This is a genomic window from Sphaerisporangium sp. NPDC049003 (genome assembly GCF_043197795.1).
GTDB lineage: Bacteria > Actinomycetota > Actinomycetes > Streptosporangiales > Streptosporangiaceae > Sphaerisporangium.
Genome location: NZ_JBICTU010000001.1, coordinates 11,571 through 26,683 on the forward strand (window position 1 = coordinate 11,571; position 15,113 = coordinate 26,683).

Genomic DNA, 15,113 nt, shown 5'->3' on the forward strand with positions numbered 1-15,113 from the left:
AACCATAACTCCTAACGGACGAACAGCGACTGCGCAGCCGTGTGCGCGAGGTCGAGCACAGGCTGCGGGAAGACCCCGAGCACTACCGTAGCCGCCGCCGCGACTGTGACCACCGCCGCGGTCCCCATGCTCGGCACGGCGATGGTCGGGCCCTCGGGAGCCGGGTCGCTGAAGAACATCAGGACGATCACGCGGACGTAGAAGAACGCCGCCATCGCGGACGTCACCACACCCACGATGACCAGCCCGACCGCGCCACCGGAGACGGCGGCGGCGAACACCGCGTACTTCCCGAAGAAGCCGGACGTCAGCGGGATGCCGGCGAAGGCGAGCAGGAAGAGCGCGAAGATGCCCGCGAGGACGGGCGAGCGCTTGCCGAGGCCCGCCCAGCGGGACAGGTGCCCCGCCTCGCCACCGGCGTCCCGGATCATCGTGACGACGGCGAAGGCGCCGACCGTGGCGAACCCGTAGGCGACCAGGTAGAACAGGATGCCCGAGAGCGCGCTCGCGTTCTGCGCCTCCTTGCCGGTCGCCACCACGGCGGTCAGCAGGAAGCCGGTGTGCGCGATCGACGAGTAGGCCAGCATGCGCTTGATGTCGGTCTGGGTGATCGCCAGGATCGCGCCGATGACCATCGTGAGGATGGCCACCGCCCACAGCACCGGGATCCACTCGGTGTCGAGGTTGCCGAGCGCGACCCAGAACACCCGCAGCAGCGCGCCGAACGCGGCGATCAGCGTGCCGGAGGCCATCAGCGCGGTGATGGGGGTCGGGGAGCCCTGGTACACGTCGGGCTTCCACGCCTGGAACGGAGCGGCACCGATCTTGAACAGGAGGCCGACGCCCAGCAGCGCGACGCCCATGTACAGCAGGCTGTCCTGGCCACCGACGGTGGTGAGCGCCTTCTCGATGGCCCCGAGGTCCACCGACCCGGCGAAGCCGTACAGAAGGGCCGTGCCGTACAGGAAGAACGCCGAGGAGAAGGCGCCGAGCAGGAAGTACTTCATCGCCGCCTCCTGCGAGAGCAGGCGGCGACGGCGGGCGAGGCCGCAGAGCAGGTACAGCGGCAGGGACATGACCTCAAGGGCCACGAACATGATCAGCAGGTCGTTCGAGGCGGGGAAGAGCATCATGCCGCCGACGGCGAACAGCACCAGCGGGTAGATCTCGGTGTGCGCGCCGCCTTCGGCGATCGCCTGGTCCTCCTCGGCGCTGCCGGGCACCGCGGCGGCCTGCGCCACGAACTGGTCGTCGTCGTTGATCAGCAGCACGCAGACGATCGCGAGCAGGAGGATGGCGCCCCAGATGAACAGGGACGGCCCGTCGACGGCCACGGCGCCCATGGCGGCGGCGTTGCGCACGCCCTGGACGCCCTCCCAGACGGTCAGCGCGAACGCGCCGATCATCGACAGGATCGTGATGGGCATCTGGATCGACTTGCGCAGGTAGCGCGGCGTGAAGGCCTCGACGAGGACACCGGCGATCGCCGCGCCGAACACGATGAGCATCGGGGCGAGCTGCCCATATTCGATCTTCGGCGCCTCAATGGTGACGGCGGCGAGCGTGCTCACTGGCCTGCCCCCTTCTGCTCAGCGGTCGCGGGTATGGCGGGGGTGAACTGCGGCGCCTGCACGCTGGTGAGGGTCTGGTGGACCGCCGGGTTGATCACGTCGAGCAGCGGCTTGGGGAAGAACCCGAAGCCGATGAGCAGCGCGAGCAGCGGGACCACCACGATCTTCTCGCGGAGGTTCAGGTCGGTGATGCCACGGATCTTCTCGGGCGTCGGGCCGGTCATCATCCGCTGGTACATCCACAGGATGTACACGGCCGCGAGGACCATGCCCGACAGGGCGATGATGCTCGGGACGATGTACCGCTCGTAGGTGCCGATCAGGACGAGGAACTCGCTCACGAAGGTCGACAGGCCCGGCAGCGACAGGGACGACAGGCCGGCGACCAGGAAGGTGCCCGCCAGCACGGGGGCGACCTTCTGGACGCCTCCGTAGTCCGCGATGTACTGCGAGCCTCTGCGGTTGATCAGGAAGCCCGCGAGCAGGAACAGCGCGCCCGTGGAGAAGCCGTGGTTGACCATGTACAGCGTCGCGCCCGAGCCCGCGTCGGCGGTCATGGCGAAGACGCCCATCGTGATGAAGCCGAAGTGCGAGATCGACGTGTAGGCGATGAGCCGCTTCATGTCGGTCTGCCCGATGGCCACGATCGCGCCGTACACGATGCCGATCACACTCAGCGTGATCACCAGCGGCGTGAAGAACTTGGCGGCGTCCGGGAAGAGCTCCAGGCAGAAGCGGAGCATGCCGTACGTCCCGACCTTGTCGAGCACGCCGACGAGCAGCACGGCCGCGCCGGCGGGCGCCTGGGCGGCCGCGTCGGGCAGCCAGGTGTGGAACGGCCAGAGCGGCGCCTTGACCGCGAACGCGATGAAGAAGCCGAGGAACAGCCACTTCTGCGTGGCCGGGTCCGTGATGACCCCGATCAGCTGGGGCTGCAGGAAGGTGCCCTTGCCGGCGATGGAGTAGAGCGCGATCACGGCCACCAGCATGAGCAGGCCGCCGAACAGCGAGTACAGCAGGAACTTGACGGCCGCGTACGACCGCTGGGCTCCGCCGTAGGACCCGATCATGAAGTACATCGGGATCAGCATCGCTTCGAAGAAGACGTAGAAGAGGAAGATGTCGGTCGCCGCGAAGACGCCGATCATCATCGCCTCCAGCACCAGGATCAGTGCGAAGTACGTCTTGACCGACCGCTTGGCCTCCGGCCGGTCGGCGTCGTGCCAGGAGGCCAGCACGACGATCGGGACCAGCACCACCGCCAGCGCGATCAGCACGAGCGCGATGCCGTCGACGGCGACCGCGTAGTGGACCCCGAACGACGGGATCCAGTCGTAGACCTCGCTGAACTGGTCGCGACGCCCCGACGGGTCGAACTGCGACGCCATGATCAGCGTGAGCACCAGCACGACGAGCGAGACCGCGTGCGTGAGCTGCTTGGCGAGTTTGTCGTTGCCCTTGGGCACCGCCGCCACCGCCAGCGCGCCCACCACGGGCACGCCCATCAGGATTGAGAGCCAGGGCATCACAGGTTCCCTACGACGAACCATGCGCCGACCAGAAGGGCGGCACCGAAGAATATCGACAAGGCGTACGACCGGACGAAACCGGTCTGCACGCGGCGCAGGCGGCCGGACGTACCGCCGATCGTCGCCGCCAGGCCGTTCACCAGGCCGTCGACGCCGCGGTTGTCGAAGAACACCGCGAGCCGGGTCAGCCACTGGCCGGGGCGCATGAACAGCGCCTCGTTCAGGGCGTCGCCGTACAGGTCACGACGGGCGAACGTGGTGAGGAACGACCCGCGCGGGGCGACCACGGGGACCTCGGCCCTGCCGTACCGCATCCACGCGTACGCGACGCCGACCGCGACCAGCGCCAGGGTCACCAGGCCGGTGACGCTGAAGGGGTCGAACTCCGGCCGCTCGGCGGGAGCGCCGACGGCGGGCTGGAGGAAGTCCATGAAGCGGTTGCCCATGACGAGGTAGGCGCCGCCGAAGACCGAGCCGATCGACAGGATGATCAGCGGCCAGGTCATCACGGCGGGCGACTCGTGCGGGTGGGCGTCCTTCTCCCAGCGGCGCTGACCGTGGAAGGTCATGAAGAACATCCGCGACATGTAGAAGCCGGTGATGCCCGCGCCGATCACGGCCAGCCAGCCGAGGATCGGGTTGTGGTGCATCGCGGTCTCGATGATGCCGTCCTTGGTCCAGTAACCGGACAGCAGCGGGAAACCGATGATCGCCAGGTAACCGAGCCCGAAGGTGATCCACGTGATCTTCATGACGGAGGCCAGGCCTCCGTACTTGCGCATGTCGACCTCGTCGTTCATCGCGTGCATGACCGAGCCCGCGCCGAGGAACATGGAGGCCTTGAAGAAGCCGTGCGCGATCAGGTGGGCGATGGCGAAGGCGTAGCCGACCGGGCCGAGGCCCGCGCCGAGCATCATGTAGCCGATCTGCGACATCGTCGAGCCGGCCAGGCCCTTCTTGATGTCGTCCTTGGCGGTACCGATGATCGCACCGGCGAGCAGCGTGGCCACGCCGACGATGGTCACGACGAGCTGCGCGGTCGGGGCCCCCTCGAAGATCGCGCCGGAGCGGACCACGAGGTAGACGCCGGCGGTGACCATGGTGGCCGCGTGGATGAGGGCCGAGACCGGGGTCGGGCCCTCCATCGCGTCCAGGAGCCAGGACTGCAGCGGGAGCTGGGCCGACTTGCCGCACGCGCCGAGCAGGAGCGCGAGGCCGATCAGCGTCAGCGTGCCCTGCGGAGCCTGCGAGGCGCTGGAGAAGACCGGGCCGAAGGCGACGGTGCCGAACGTCGTGAAGATGACGAAGATGCCGAGCGCGAGGCCCATGTCACCGACGCGGTTGACGATGAACGCCTTCTTGGCCGCCGCGGCGGCCGACGGCTTGTGCTGCCAGAATCCGATCAGCAGGTAGGACGCGAGACCCACGCCCTCCCAGCCGATGTAGAGGCCGAGGTAGTTGTCGGCCAGCACCAGCAGGAGCATCGCCGCGACGAAGAGGTTCAGGTAGGCGAAGAACCGCCGCCGGTTCGGGTCGTGCGCCATGTAGCCGATCGAGTAGATGTGGATCAGCGATCCGACACCGGTGATCAGCAGGGCGAACGAGATCGACAACGGGTCCAGCAGCAGGCCCATCTTGACGTCGATCGTGCCCCCGGGCAGGAAGTCGTACAGCTCCACCACACGGCGGCGCTGGTCGGGCCCGAGGCCGATCAGCTCGAAGAAGACGAGCACGGCGACCGCGAACGACGCCAGTGACATGGCGACGCCGAGGAAGTGGCCCCAGCGGTCGGTACGACGGCCGCCCAGCAGGAGGATCGCCGCGCCCAACAGGGGCAGGACGATCGTCAGCCAGGAGACGCCGATCACTCCACCGGAGTGCTGGACGATCTCAGCGGGTTCCACGGCCACCTCTTAGTACTTCAGCAGGTTGGCGTCGTCCACCGACGCGGACCTGCGGGTTCGGAAGATCGTCACGATGATCGCGAGACCCACGACGACCTCGGCGGCGGCGACGATCATCACGAAGAACGCGATGATCTGGCCTTCGAGGTTGCCGTGCTGCCTGGCGAACGTGACGAAAGCCAGGTTGCAGGCGTTGAGCATGAGCTCGACGCACATGAACACCACGATGGCGTTGCGGCGTACGAGCACGCCGACACCGCCGATGGCGAACAGCAGCGCGGAGAGCACCAGGTAGTGGGTGGTCACTTGCCTTCCTCCTGGACGGGGCCGTCGGCGGTGCCGGCGGTCTGGGCGACCTTCGGCTTCTCCTCCGCCTCGGAAGAGCCCCCAAGGGAGTCCTCGGGCTCCTCGGCGACGGCCTGGACGACCTTCGGCTTCTCGGCGCGGCCGGGGCCCGCGGCGACGTTCCTGATCGCCTGGGCGAGCCTCGGGTTCTCCGGCAGCCGGTCGTCCTCGACGTCGTGCCGGGCGATGACCCGGTTGACGGAGAGCTCGGAGACCGTGCCGTCGGGCAGCAGCGCGGGCATGTCGATCGCGTTGTGCCGCGCGTAGGTGCCGGGGCCGGGAAGCGTGCCGGGGTGCCCGCCGAGGAAGCGCGCGCGCGACAGCTCCTTCTGGGACGCCTTCGGCGTGCTGCGCTCGCGGTGCGCGAGCACCATCGCGCCGAGCGCGGCGGTGATGAGCAGCGCGGAGGTGACCTCGAACGCGAACACGTAGCGGGTGAAGATCAGCCTGGCCAGCGCGGGGACGTTGCCTCCGTCGGCCTTGACCGCCGAGGCCAGCCCGGCCGGGTCGCCGATCACCGCGTTGCCGATGCCGGCCGCCAGGAGCACCGCGAAGCCGAGGCCCGCGACGACCGCCCAGAAGCGCTGACCCTTGATCGTCTCCACCAGGGAGTCGGAGGAGTCGACGCCGACCAGCATCAGCACGAACAGGAAGAGCATCATGACCGCGCCGGTGTACACGATGATCTGCACCACGGCGAGGAACGGAGCGTCCTGCACGGCGTAGAGCACCGCCAGCGACAGCATCACCACGCCCAGCATGAGCGCGGAGTACACCGCCTTGCGGCTGAAGACGAGTCCGAACGCCGCGGCCACCGAGACGACCGCCAGCACCCAGAACGTGATGGTTTCACCCATTGCTACGGCCCAACCGGTAGTAGTCCTCTTCGGTCTCGCCGAGGCGCATGGAGTGCGGCGGCGCCTCCATGCCAGGACCCAGCGGCGCGAGCAGCATCTCCTTGGTGTAGATGAGGCTCTCACGACTGGAGTCCGCGAGCTCGTACTCGTTGGTCATCGTGAGCGCGCGTGTCGGGCACGCCTCGATGCACAGTCCGCACAGGATGCAGCGCAGATAGTTGATCTGGTACGTCCGGCCGTACCGCTCACCCGGGGAGTAGCGCTCCTCGTCGGTGTTGTCGGCACCTTCCACGAAGATCGCGTCCGCCGGGCAGGCCCAGGCGCACAGCTCGCACCCGACGCACTTCTCCAGGCCGTCCGGCCAGCGGTTCAGCTGGTGGCGGCCGTGGAACCGAGGCGCGGTGGGCCGCTTCTCCTCGGGGTAGTTCACCGTCACCGGCTTCTTGAACATGTGGTGGAAGGTGACGCCGAAGCCCTTTACGGGATTCAGGAAATCAGTTAGTCCCACTGGGGACCTCCTTGCGTCCGTTGACGCCGTGGTAGTGCGGCAGGTCCAACGCCGGAACCGGGAACCCACCGGCGGTGGGCTCCTCACGCAGCCGCTCGAACTCCGCCTCGACCTCCGCGGCCCTGGCCTCTCTGCGGCGCTGGTTGACCGTGTCGAAGCGGAAGTAGATCGCGAGGATTCCGATGACGACGATCGCCGCGATGACCAGCACCAGGGTCCTCTGCTCACCGGCGATCCGGGTGGCCCGGACGGTGGCGACCAGCAGGATCCAGCCGAGGTTGAGCGGGATGAGGACCTTCCAGCCGAAGGCCATGAGCTGGTCGTACCGGATTCGGGGCAGCGAGGCGCGCACCCAGATGAAGAACGCGAACACCAGCGCGAGCTTGATGAAGAACCACAACATCGGCCACCAGCCGACGTTCGCGCCGTCCCACAGCGAGATCGGCCACGGGGCGCGCCAGCCGCCGAGGAACAGCGTGATGCACAGGCCCGACACCGTGAACACGTTGGCGTACTCGGCCAGCATGAACATCGCGAACTTCAGCGACGAGGAGTACTCGGTGTGGAAGCCGCCGACCAGCTCGCCCTCGCCCTCGGGGAGGTCGAACGGGACGCGGTTCGTCTCACCGAGCATCGTGATCACGTAGATCAGGAACGACGGGATCAGCAGGATCGCGTACCAGGACGGGAGCGGGATGGAGAGCCCGAAAGCGTCCCAGGTGCCGCCGGAGGCCTGCTTGGCCACGATCTCGGAGGTGGACAGCGTGCCCGCGAACAGGAACACCGCCACGAACGACAGGCCCATCGCGATCTCGTACGAGATGACCTGGGCCGTGGAGCGCAGGCCCCCCAGCACGGCGTACGGCGAGCGCGAGCCCCAGCCCGCGAGCACGATGCCGTAGACGCCGATCGAGGCCATCGCCAGGACGACCAGCACCGCGACCGGCAGGTCGGTGAGCTGCAGCGGCGTCCTCACCCCGAACATCGACACCATCGGGCCGAACGGGATGATCGAGTACGACAGGAACGCCGGCACCGCGATGATGATCGGCGCGAGGATGTAGACGAGCTTGTCGACGGTCCTCGGGAGGATGTCCTCCTTAAGCCCCATCTTGAGACCGTCGGCCACCGACTGCAGCAGGCCGAACTTGCCCGCGCGGTTGGGGCCGTAGCGGTGCTGCATGCGCGAGATGAGCTTGCGCTCGGTCCACACGCCGAACAGCACGCCCAGCATCAGGAAGACGAAGATGAAGACGGCCTTGATGATGGAGATCCACAGGGGATCCTTGCCGAAGTCGGCCAGGGTGGGCCCGGCCGGATCGGCGACCAGAAGAGCTGCCTGTGTCATTTGGTCGCTCACCACTTCTCATTCGCTTCGCGGGCGGCTCGTGCCTCGCCGACCGCTCCGCTCACCGCGTAGGATCCGCTCCCCGTCATGAGGCGCTCCCGATCTTGACGACGTCGCCGGCCACAGCGCGCAGGTCACGGGTGACCGAGCAGCCGGCCGAGTTGGACGGCACCCAGACCACGCGGTCGGGCAGGTCGGCCACCCGCGCGGGCAGCGTGACCGTGCCGCCCTCCGTGGTGATCGTGACCTTACCGTCGAGCGCGCCGATCTCGGCCGCGGTGGCCTCGGAAAGCAGCGCTTCCACGGCCCGGCCCGTGCCGGCCAGATACGGCTCGCCGTCCTGCATGCGACCGGAGTCGAGCAGCAGGTGCCAGGTGGCGAGGATCGCCTCGCCGGACCTGGGGTCGGCGTGCGTGCCGCCGGACACGCTGGGACCGTTGGAGCGGGAGCCGCGCCAGGCGCCGAGGGCCGCGAGCTCGCGGCGGGCGGCGGCGGCGTCGGGCAGGCCCAGGTGTACGTCCATGTGGTCGCTGATCGCGGCGATGGCGCGCAGGTCGCTCATCACGCCCGGCACCTCGATGGCCTGCTCGAACGAGCGGCCCCTGCCCTCCCAGTCGACGAACGTGCCGCTCTTCTCGGAGACCGCCGCGACGGGCAGCACCACGTCGGCGCGGTCGGTGACCGCGCTGGCGCGCATCTCCAGCGAGACGATGAACGGCGTGTTCTCAAGTGCCGCGAGCGCGGCCTCGGGGTCGGCCAGGTCGTAGGGGTCGACGCCCCCGATGACCAGGGCGTCGAGCTCGCCCGTCAGCGCGGCGGCGAGGATCCCGGAGGTGTCGCGCCCGGCGGTCTCGGGAAGCCCCGAGACGTTCCAGGCGCGGGCGACCTCGGCGCGGGCCGTGTCGTCGTCGGCGGGGCGGCCGATGGGAAGCAGGTTCGGCAGCGCGCCCGCCTCGATGGCTCCGCGCTCACCGGCCCGGCGGGGCACCCAGGCCAGGCGCGCGCCCGAGGTGGCGCTCAGCCGCAGAACGGCCGAAAGGGCGCCCCGGGAGGTGGCCAGCCGCTCGCCCACCAGGATGATCGTGCCCGGCTGCGTGAGCGCGTCGGTGACCGGCGAGGACCCGGAGATCAGGTCGCCGAGCGCCTCGGCCTCCGCGCCGGGAAGCGTGCGGATGAGCGTGCCGCCCATCTTGGCCAGGCCCGCCGATGCGAACGGCGCGAGCGAGTAGACCTTCAGGCCGCGCTTGCGGAACGCCTTGCGGAGCCGCAGGAAGACGATCGGCGACTCCTCCTCGGGCTCGAATCCGGCGAGCAGCACGGCCGGGGCCTTCTCAAGGTCGGCGTAGGAGACCTCGATGCCCTTGCCCGCGACCGCGTGGGCGAGGAAGACCGTCTCCTCCTCCGACAGCGGGCGGGAGCGGAAGTCGACGTCGTTGGTGCCGAGCGCGATGCGGGCGAACTTGGAGTAGGCGTAGGCGTCCTCGACGGTCGCCCGGCCGCCGACCAGCACGCCGGCCTTGCCCCTGGCCCTCGCGAGCCCCTCGGCCGCGGCCGTCAGGGCCTCGGGCCAGGAGGCGGGGCGCAGCCGACCGGTCTCGTCACGGACGAGCGGGGACTGCAGGCGGTCGGGCTGGGTCGCGTAGGCGAAGGCCCAGCGGCCCTTGTCGCAGTTCCACTCCTCGTTGACCTGCGGGTCGTCTCCGGCGAGGCGCCGGGTGACCTTGCCGCGCCGGTGGTCGGTGCGCAGCTCGCAGCCGCTCGCGCAGTGCTCGCAGGCGCTCCGCGTGGACACCAGGTCGAACGGCCGTGACTTGAAGCGGTAGGCGGCCCCGGTGAGCGCCCCCACCGGGCAGATCTGGACGGTGTTGCCGGAGAAGTACGACGCGAACGGCTGGCCGTCGGCCACGCCCACCTGCTCGGAAGCGCCGCGCTCGAAGAAGTCGATCAGCGGGTCGCCCGCGATCTCGTCGGCGAAGCGGATGCAGCGGGCGCACTGGATGCAGCGCTCACGGTCGAGCAGCACCTCGGTCGAGAGCGGGATGGGCTTCTCGAACGTGCGCTTGGTCTCCTGGAAGCGCGACTCGCCCTGCCCGTTCGACATGGCCTGGTTCTGCAGGGGGCACTCGCCGCCCTTGTCGCAGACCGGGCAGTCGAGCGGGTGGTTCAGGAGCAGCAGCTCCATGGCGCCGCGCTGGGCCTTCTCGGCGACCGGCGAGGTGAGCTGGGTCTGGATGACCATGCCCTCGGCGACCTCGATGGCGCAGGACGGCTGCGGCTTCGGGAAGCCCCTGCCGTTGCCCGCGTCGGTGATGTCCACCAGGCACTGGCGGCAGTTGGCCGCCGGTTCGAGCAGCGGGTGGTCGCAGAACCTCGGGATCTGGATCCCCAGCAGCTCGGCCGCCCGGATGATCAGGGTCCCCTTCGGAACGCTGACCTGGAAGCCGTCGACGGTGAGCGTCACCATGTCGACCGGCTGCTCGACCGGTCCCGCCGGGGTTGTCTGTACTGTCATGCCTTGCCCCACACAGTCGACGCGGCGGGATCGAACGGACATCCGCCGATCTCGAAGTGCTTGAGGTATTCGTCGCGGAAGTGCTTCACCGAGGAGTGGATCGGGCTGGTCGCGCCGTCACCGAGGGCGCAGAACGAGCGGCCCAGGATGTTGTCGGCGATGTCCGTGATCGTGGTGAGGTCCTCTTCGGTGCCCTGGCCCTTCTCAAGCCGCCGGAGCACCTGCTTGAGCCAGTAGGTGCCCTCCCGGCAGGGGGTGCACTTACCGCAGGACTCGTGGGCGTAGAACTCGGTCCACCGCAGCACCGCGCGCACGACGCAGGTCGTCTCGTCGAAGATCTGCAGCGCCCGGGTGCCGAGCATCGAGCCCTTGGCGCCGACCGACTCGAAGTCGAGCGGGACGTCCAGGTGCTCCTCGGTGAAGATCGGGGTGGAGGAGCCTCCGGGCGTCCAGAACTTGAGCCGGTGACCCTCGCGGATACCGCCCGCCATGTCGAGCAGCTCGCGCAGCGTGATGCCGAGCGGCGCCTCGTACTGGCCGGGCCGGGTGACGTGGCCGCTCAGCGAGAAGATGCCGAAGCCCTTGGACTTCTCGGTGCCCATCGAAGCGAACCAGTCGGCGCCGTTTCCGATGATGCTGGGAACGCTGGCGACCGACTCGACGTTGTTGATGACAGTGGGGCACGCGTAAAGGCCCGCGACCGCGGGGAAGGGGGGCTTGAGGCGAGGTTGACCTCTGTAGCCCTCCAGCGAGTCGAGCAGCGCCGTCTCCTCGCCGCAGATGTAGGCGCCTGCGCCGCTGTGCACGACGAGCTCAAGGTCGTAGCCCGACCCGAGGATGTCCGTGCCGAGGTAGCCCTTCTCGTACGCCTCGGCGACGGCCGCCTGCACCCGGCGGATGACGTGGAGCACCTCGCCGCGGATGTAGATGAAGGCCTGGTTCGCACGGATCGCGTACGCCGTGATGATGACGCCCTCCACCAGCGAGTGGGGGTTGGCCATCATGAGCGGGATGTCCTTGCAGGTGCCCGGCTCCGACTCGTCGGCGTTGACGACGAGGTAGTGGGCCTTGCCGTCGCCCTGGGGGATGAAGCCCCACTTCATGCCGGTCGGGAAGCCCGCGCCGCCACGGCCGCGCAGGCCGGAGTCCTTGACCGCCTTGATGATGGCGTCGGGGTCGGTGCCGAGCGCCTTCTTGACGGCTTCGTACTCGCCGTATCCCTGGAGGGTGAACGAGTCCGCCCTGTCCCAGTTGGCGGTGAGGACCGGAGTCAGCGTGGTCATTCGGAGGCCCCCTTCGAAGGCGCGGGCGCCGTCCACCCGTTCGCCTTGGCGATCTTGAGACCCTCGATCGAGGGGCCGGCGGCCGAGGGGCCGTCAGCGGCCAGGCCGTCCGGCAGGCCCGCGAGCACGCGCGAGGCCTCCTTGAACGAGCACAGGCGCCCCGGCCCTCGGGTCGGCGCGATCTCCTTGCCGGCCCGCAGGTCGTCGACGAGCTGCTTGGCGGAGCCGGGGGTCTGGTTGTCGAAGAACTCCCAGTTGACCATCATGACCGGGGCGAAGTCGCAGGCGGCGTTGCACTCGATGCGCTCCAGCGAGACCTTGCCGTCGGGGGTGGTGTCCCCGTTGCCGACGCCGACGTGCTCCGAGAGCTCGTCCCAGATCTGGTCGCCGCCCATGATCGCGCACAGCGAGTTGATGCAGACGCCCACGTGGTACTCACCCGCGGGCTTGCGCTTGTACATCGTGTAGAACGTCGCGACGCCCACGACCTCGGCCTTGGTCAGGCCCAGCATCTCGGCGCAGAACTCCTGCCCCGCGTCGGAGACGTAGCCGTCCTCCGACTGCACGAGGTGCAGCAGGGGCAGCAGCGCCGATCGGGTCTTCGGGTAGCGCCCGATGATCTCTTTCGCGTCGCGTTCGAGACGCTCGCGGACTTCCGGCGAATAGGTCGTCACCGGTCCACACCTCCCATGACCGGGTCGATCGATGCGACCGCGGCGATGACGTCGGCAATCATGCCGCCTTCGCAGGTAGCGGGCACCGCCTGCAGGTTCGTGAACGACGGGTCGCGGAAGTGTACGCGGAAGGGGCGGGTGCCCCCGTCGCTCACGACGTGCGCGCCCAGCTCGCCGCGCGGCGACTCGACCGGGACGTACGCCTGGCCCGCCGGGACTCTGAAGCCCTCGGTCACCAGCTTGAAGTGGTGAATCAGCGCCTCCATCGAGCTGCTCATGATGTGGGCGATGTGATCGGGCGAGTTGCCGAGGCCGTCGGGGCCGAGCGCGAGCTGCGACGGCCAGCCGATCTTTTTGTCCTCGATCATGACCGGCTTGCCCTTGAGCTCGGAGCCGGAGAGCCGGTCGAGGCACTGGCCGATGATCTTGAGCGACTCCTCCATCTCGGCCACCCGCACGAGGTAGCGGCCGTAGACGTCGCACGAGGTCTCGGTGGGCACGTCGAAGTCGTAGGTCTCGTAGCCGCTGTAGGGCTGCGACTTGCGCAGGTCCCACGGCAGGCCGGCCGCCCGCAGCATGGGCCCGGTGACGCCGAGCGCCATGCAGCCGGTGAGGTCGAGGTAGGCGACGTCCTTGGTGCGGCGGGTGTACGCGGGGTTCTCGTCGAGCAGCTTGCGCATCTCCTTGATGCGGCCCGGCATGATCTTGAGGAACTCACCGATCTTGTCGACCGCACCCGCCGGCAGGTCGACGGACACGCCGCCCGGCCGGACGTACGCCATGTTCATGCGCAGGCCGGTGATGTACTCGAACAGGTCGAGCACCAGCTCGCGCTCGCGGAAGCCGAACAGCATCGGCGTCGTCGCGCCGAGCTCCAGGCCGAAGGTCGCGATGGCCACGAGGTGGGAGGAGATCCGGTTGAGCTCCATCATCATGACCCGGATGGTCTGCGCGCGGAGCGGCACCCTGTCGGTGATGCCGAGGAGCTTCTCCACCGCCATGCAGTACGCCGCCTCGTTGAAGATCGGCGACAGGTAGTCCATGCGGGTGACGAACGTGACCCCCTGGGTCCACGTCCGGAACTCCATGTTCTTCTCGATGCCGGTGTGGAGATACCCGATCACCGTGCGCGCCTCGGTGACGGTCTCACCGTCGAGGGTCAGCACGAGCCGGAGCACACCGTGGGTGGACGGGTGCTGGGGGCCCATGTTGATGACCAGGCGCTCTTCCGACGACTCGGCGACCGCGCCGACGACCTCGTCCCAGTCCTGACCGTTGACGCTGTAGACCCTGCCCTCGGTGGCGTCCTGCTCGGTGCGAGCGGTCTCACCGTCGTGGATGGCGGTCATGCGTACGACCTCCTCTGGTCCGGCGCGGGGATGGTGGCGCCGCGGTACTCGACCGGGATGCCGCCAAGCGGATAGTCCTTGCGCTGCGGGTGACCTTCCCAGTCGTCGGGCATCTCGATGCGGGTGAGCGCCGGATGGCCGTCGAAGACGATCCCGAAGAAGTCGTAGGCCTCGCGTTCGTGCCAGTCGTTGGTCGGGTAGATCGACACCGTGGACGGGACGTGCGGGTCGGCGTCCGGGCAGGAGACCTCGACCCGGACGCGCCGGTTGTGCGTGATCGAGCACAGGTGGTAGACCGCGCGCAGCTCAGCGCCGATCTCCTCGGGGTAGTGCACGCCCGAGACGCCGAGCGACAGCTCGAAGCGCAGGTCGGCGTGGTCGCGCAGGTGCCGCATGACCTCGACCAGGCGCTCGCGCGCGACGTGCAGGGTCAGCTCACCGCGGTCGACGACCACGCGCTCGACCATGCCCGTGTAGGCGTCGCCCGCCGCGCGCTCCAGCCCGTCGGCCACCTCGTCGAAGTAGCCGCCGTACGGCTTCGCGCTCGACAGCTTCGGCGCGCGGCGCACGACGAGCCGGCCGTAGCCGGAGGTGTCGCCGGAGTCGGTGACCCCGAACATGCCGAGGCGGGCTACCGGCTCCTCCGGCACCCCAGGAAGGTTGTCAGTGCTCATTTCGAGGTCCCCTGGTCGATGAGCGGAAGCGACCGGAGAGCCTGCAGCTCCAGCTCGTCGATCTGCTTGGCGCGGTGCGCGCCGAACTTCATGTTCTGGATCTTGTCGTGCAGCTTGACGATCGCGTCGATGAGCATCTCGGGGCGCGGCGGGCAGCCGGGCAGGTAGATGTCCACCGGCACGACGTGGTCGACGCCCTGCACGATCGCGTAGTTGTTGAACATGCCACCGCTGGAGGCGCAGACGCCCATCGCGATGACCCACTTGGGCTCGGCCATCTGGTCGTAGATCTGGCGCAGCACCGGCGCCATCTTCTGCGAGAGCCGGCCCGCCACGATCATGAGGTCGGCCTGGCGGGGGGACGCGGACGCGCGCTCCATGCCGAACCTGGCCAGGTCATGGTTGGGACCGCCGGTGGCCATCAGTTCGATGGCGCAGCAGGCCAGGCCGAACGTGGCCGGCCAGACGGAGTTCTTGCGCGCCCATCCGGCCGCCTGCTCCACGGTGGACAGGACGAATCCGCTGGGCAGTTTCTCTTCGAGACCCATCTCAGTGCTTC

General features: G+C 68.8%; 13 protein-coding genes. All 13 read right to left on the bottom strand.

Annotated elements, in window-relative coordinates; genetic code table 11:
* Positions 1-11: 11 nt before the first annotated feature.
* The 13 genes from nuoN to ACGFIV_RS00135 all read right to left on the bottom strand — a co-directional run bounded on the left by nuoN (position 12) and on the right by ACGFIV_RS00135 (position 15,102).
* A complete protein-coding gene (gene nuoN, locus ACGFIV_RS00075; RefSeq protein ID WP_358548432.1) occupies positions 12-1,571 on the bottom strand; it encodes an NADH-quinone oxidoreductase subunit NuoN in 1,560 nt (519 codons plus the stop codon).
* Positions 1,568-3,097 carry an NADH-quinone oxidoreductase subunit M gene (locus ACGFIV_RS00080; protein ID WP_392830527.1) on the bottom strand — a complete coding sequence of 510 codons (1,530 nt, stop codon included), beginning with the start codon at positions 3,095-3,097 and terminating at the stop codon, positions 1,568-1,570. The genes nuoN and ACGFIV_RS00080 overlap by 4 nt, the downstream gene beginning before the upstream one ends.
* The gene (gene nuoL, locus ACGFIV_RS00085; protein ID WP_392830530.1) at positions 3,097-5,004 is read right to left on the bottom strand and encodes an NADH-quinone oxidoreductase subunit L; all 1,908 of its coding nucleotides are present in this window, start codon (positions 5,002-5,004) and stop codon (positions 3,097-3,099) included. Before nuoL ends, ACGFIV_RS00080 begins: the two co-directional genes overlap by 1 nt.
* A 9-nt stretch (positions 5,005-5,013) precedes the next feature.
* Positions 5,014-5,310 (bottom strand): NADH-quinone oxidoreductase subunit NuoK, encoded by a 297-nt coding sequence (gene nuoK, locus ACGFIV_RS00090; protein WP_189165194.1) that lies wholly within the window; start codon positions 5,308-5,310, stop codon positions 5,014-5,016.
* Complete coding sequence (locus tag ACGFIV_RS00095; protein ID WP_358548425.1) at positions 5,307-6,206, bottom strand: NADH-quinone oxidoreductase subunit J; 900 nt, start codon at positions 6,204-6,206, stop codon at positions 5,307-5,309. The genes nuoK and ACGFIV_RS00095 overlap by 4 nt, the downstream gene beginning before the upstream one ends.
* A complete protein-coding gene (nuoI, locus tag ACGFIV_RS00100; RefSeq protein ID WP_358548424.1) occupies positions 6,199-6,714 on the bottom strand; it encodes an NADH-quinone oxidoreductase subunit NuoI in 516 nt (171 codons plus the stop codon). Before nuoI ends, ACGFIV_RS00095 begins: the two co-directional genes overlap by 8 nt.
* Positions 6,701-8,062 carry an NADH-quinone oxidoreductase subunit NuoH gene (gene nuoH / locus ACGFIV_RS00105; RefSeq protein ID WP_358548456.1) on the bottom strand — a complete coding sequence of 454 codons (1,362 nt, stop codon included), beginning with the start codon at positions 8,060-8,062 and terminating at the stop codon, positions 6,701-6,703. The genes nuoI and nuoH overlap by 14 nt, the downstream gene beginning before the upstream one ends.
* Positions 8,063-8,147: 85 nt before the next feature.
* Positions 8,148-10,574 (bottom strand): NADH-quinone oxidoreductase subunit G, encoded by a 2,427-nt coding sequence (locus ACGFIV_RS00110; RefSeq protein ID WP_358548422.1) that lies wholly within the window; start codon positions 10,572-10,574, stop codon positions 8,148-8,150.
* Entirely contained in the window at positions 10,571-11,857 is a 1,287-nt protein-coding gene (gene nuoF / locus ACGFIV_RS00115) for an NADH-quinone oxidoreductase subunit NuoF (RefSeq protein WP_358548420.1), read from the bottom strand. The genes ACGFIV_RS00110 and nuoF overlap by 4 nt, the downstream gene beginning before the upstream one ends.
* Entirely contained in the window at positions 11,854-12,531 is a 678-nt protein-coding gene (gene nuoE / locus ACGFIV_RS00120) for an NADH-quinone oxidoreductase subunit NuoE (RefSeq protein WP_358548417.1), read from the bottom strand. The genes nuoF and nuoE overlap by 4 nt, the downstream gene beginning before the upstream one ends.
* Positions 12,528-13,880 (bottom strand): NADH-quinone oxidoreductase subunit D, encoded by a 1,353-nt coding sequence (locus ACGFIV_RS00125; RefSeq protein WP_358548414.1) that lies wholly within the window; start codon positions 13,878-13,880, stop codon positions 12,528-12,530. Before ACGFIV_RS00125 ends, nuoE begins: the two co-directional genes overlap by 4 nt.
* Positions 13,877-14,554, bottom strand: a complete 678-nt coding sequence (locus ACGFIV_RS00130) for an NADH-quinone oxidoreductase subunit C (protein WP_358548411.1) — start codon at positions 14,552-14,554, stop codon at positions 13,877-13,879. Before ACGFIV_RS00130 ends, ACGFIV_RS00125 begins: the two co-directional genes overlap by 4 nt.
* The gene (locus ACGFIV_RS00135; protein ID WP_262842214.1) at positions 14,551-15,102 is read right to left on the bottom strand and encodes an NADH-quinone oxidoreductase subunit B family protein; all 552 of its coding nucleotides are present in this window, start codon (positions 15,100-15,102) and stop codon (positions 14,551-14,553) included. The genes ACGFIV_RS00130 and ACGFIV_RS00135 overlap by 4 nt, the downstream gene beginning before the upstream one ends.
* Positions 15,103-15,113: the final 11 nt, after the last annotated feature.

Coding starts and splice junctions, on each gene's coding strand:
- nuoH (WP_358548456.1), bottom strand. CDS start 8,062: ATGACACAGGCAGCTCTTCTGGTCGCCGATCCGGCCGGGCCCACCCTG.
- nuoF (WP_358548420.1), bottom strand. CDS start 11,857: ATGACCACGCTGACTCCGGTCCTCACCGCCAACTGGGACAGGGCGGAC.
- ACGFIV_RS00135 (WP_262842214.1), bottom strand. CDS start 15,102: ATGGGTCTCGAAGAGAAACTGCCCAGCGGATTCGTCCTGTCCACCGTG.
- ACGFIV_RS00095 (WP_358548425.1), bottom strand. CDS start 6,206: ATGGGTGAAACCATCACGTTCTGGGTGCTGGCGGTCGTCTCGGTGGCC.
- ACGFIV_RS00130 (WP_358548411.1), bottom strand. CDS start 14,554: ATGAGCACTGACAACCTTCCTGGGGTGCCGGAGGAGCCGGTAGCCCGC.
- ACGFIV_RS00125 (WP_358548414.1), bottom strand. CDS start 13,880: ATGACCGCCATCCACGACGGTGAGACCGCTCGCACCGAGCAGGACGCC.
- ACGFIV_RS00080 (WP_392830527.1), bottom strand. CDS start 3,097: ATGCCCTGGCTCTCAATCCTGATGGGCGTGCCCGTGGTGGGCGCGCTG.
- ACGFIV_RS00110 (WP_358548422.1), bottom strand. CDS start 10,574: ATGACAGTACAGACAACCCCGGCGGGACCGGTCGAGCAGCCGGTCGAC.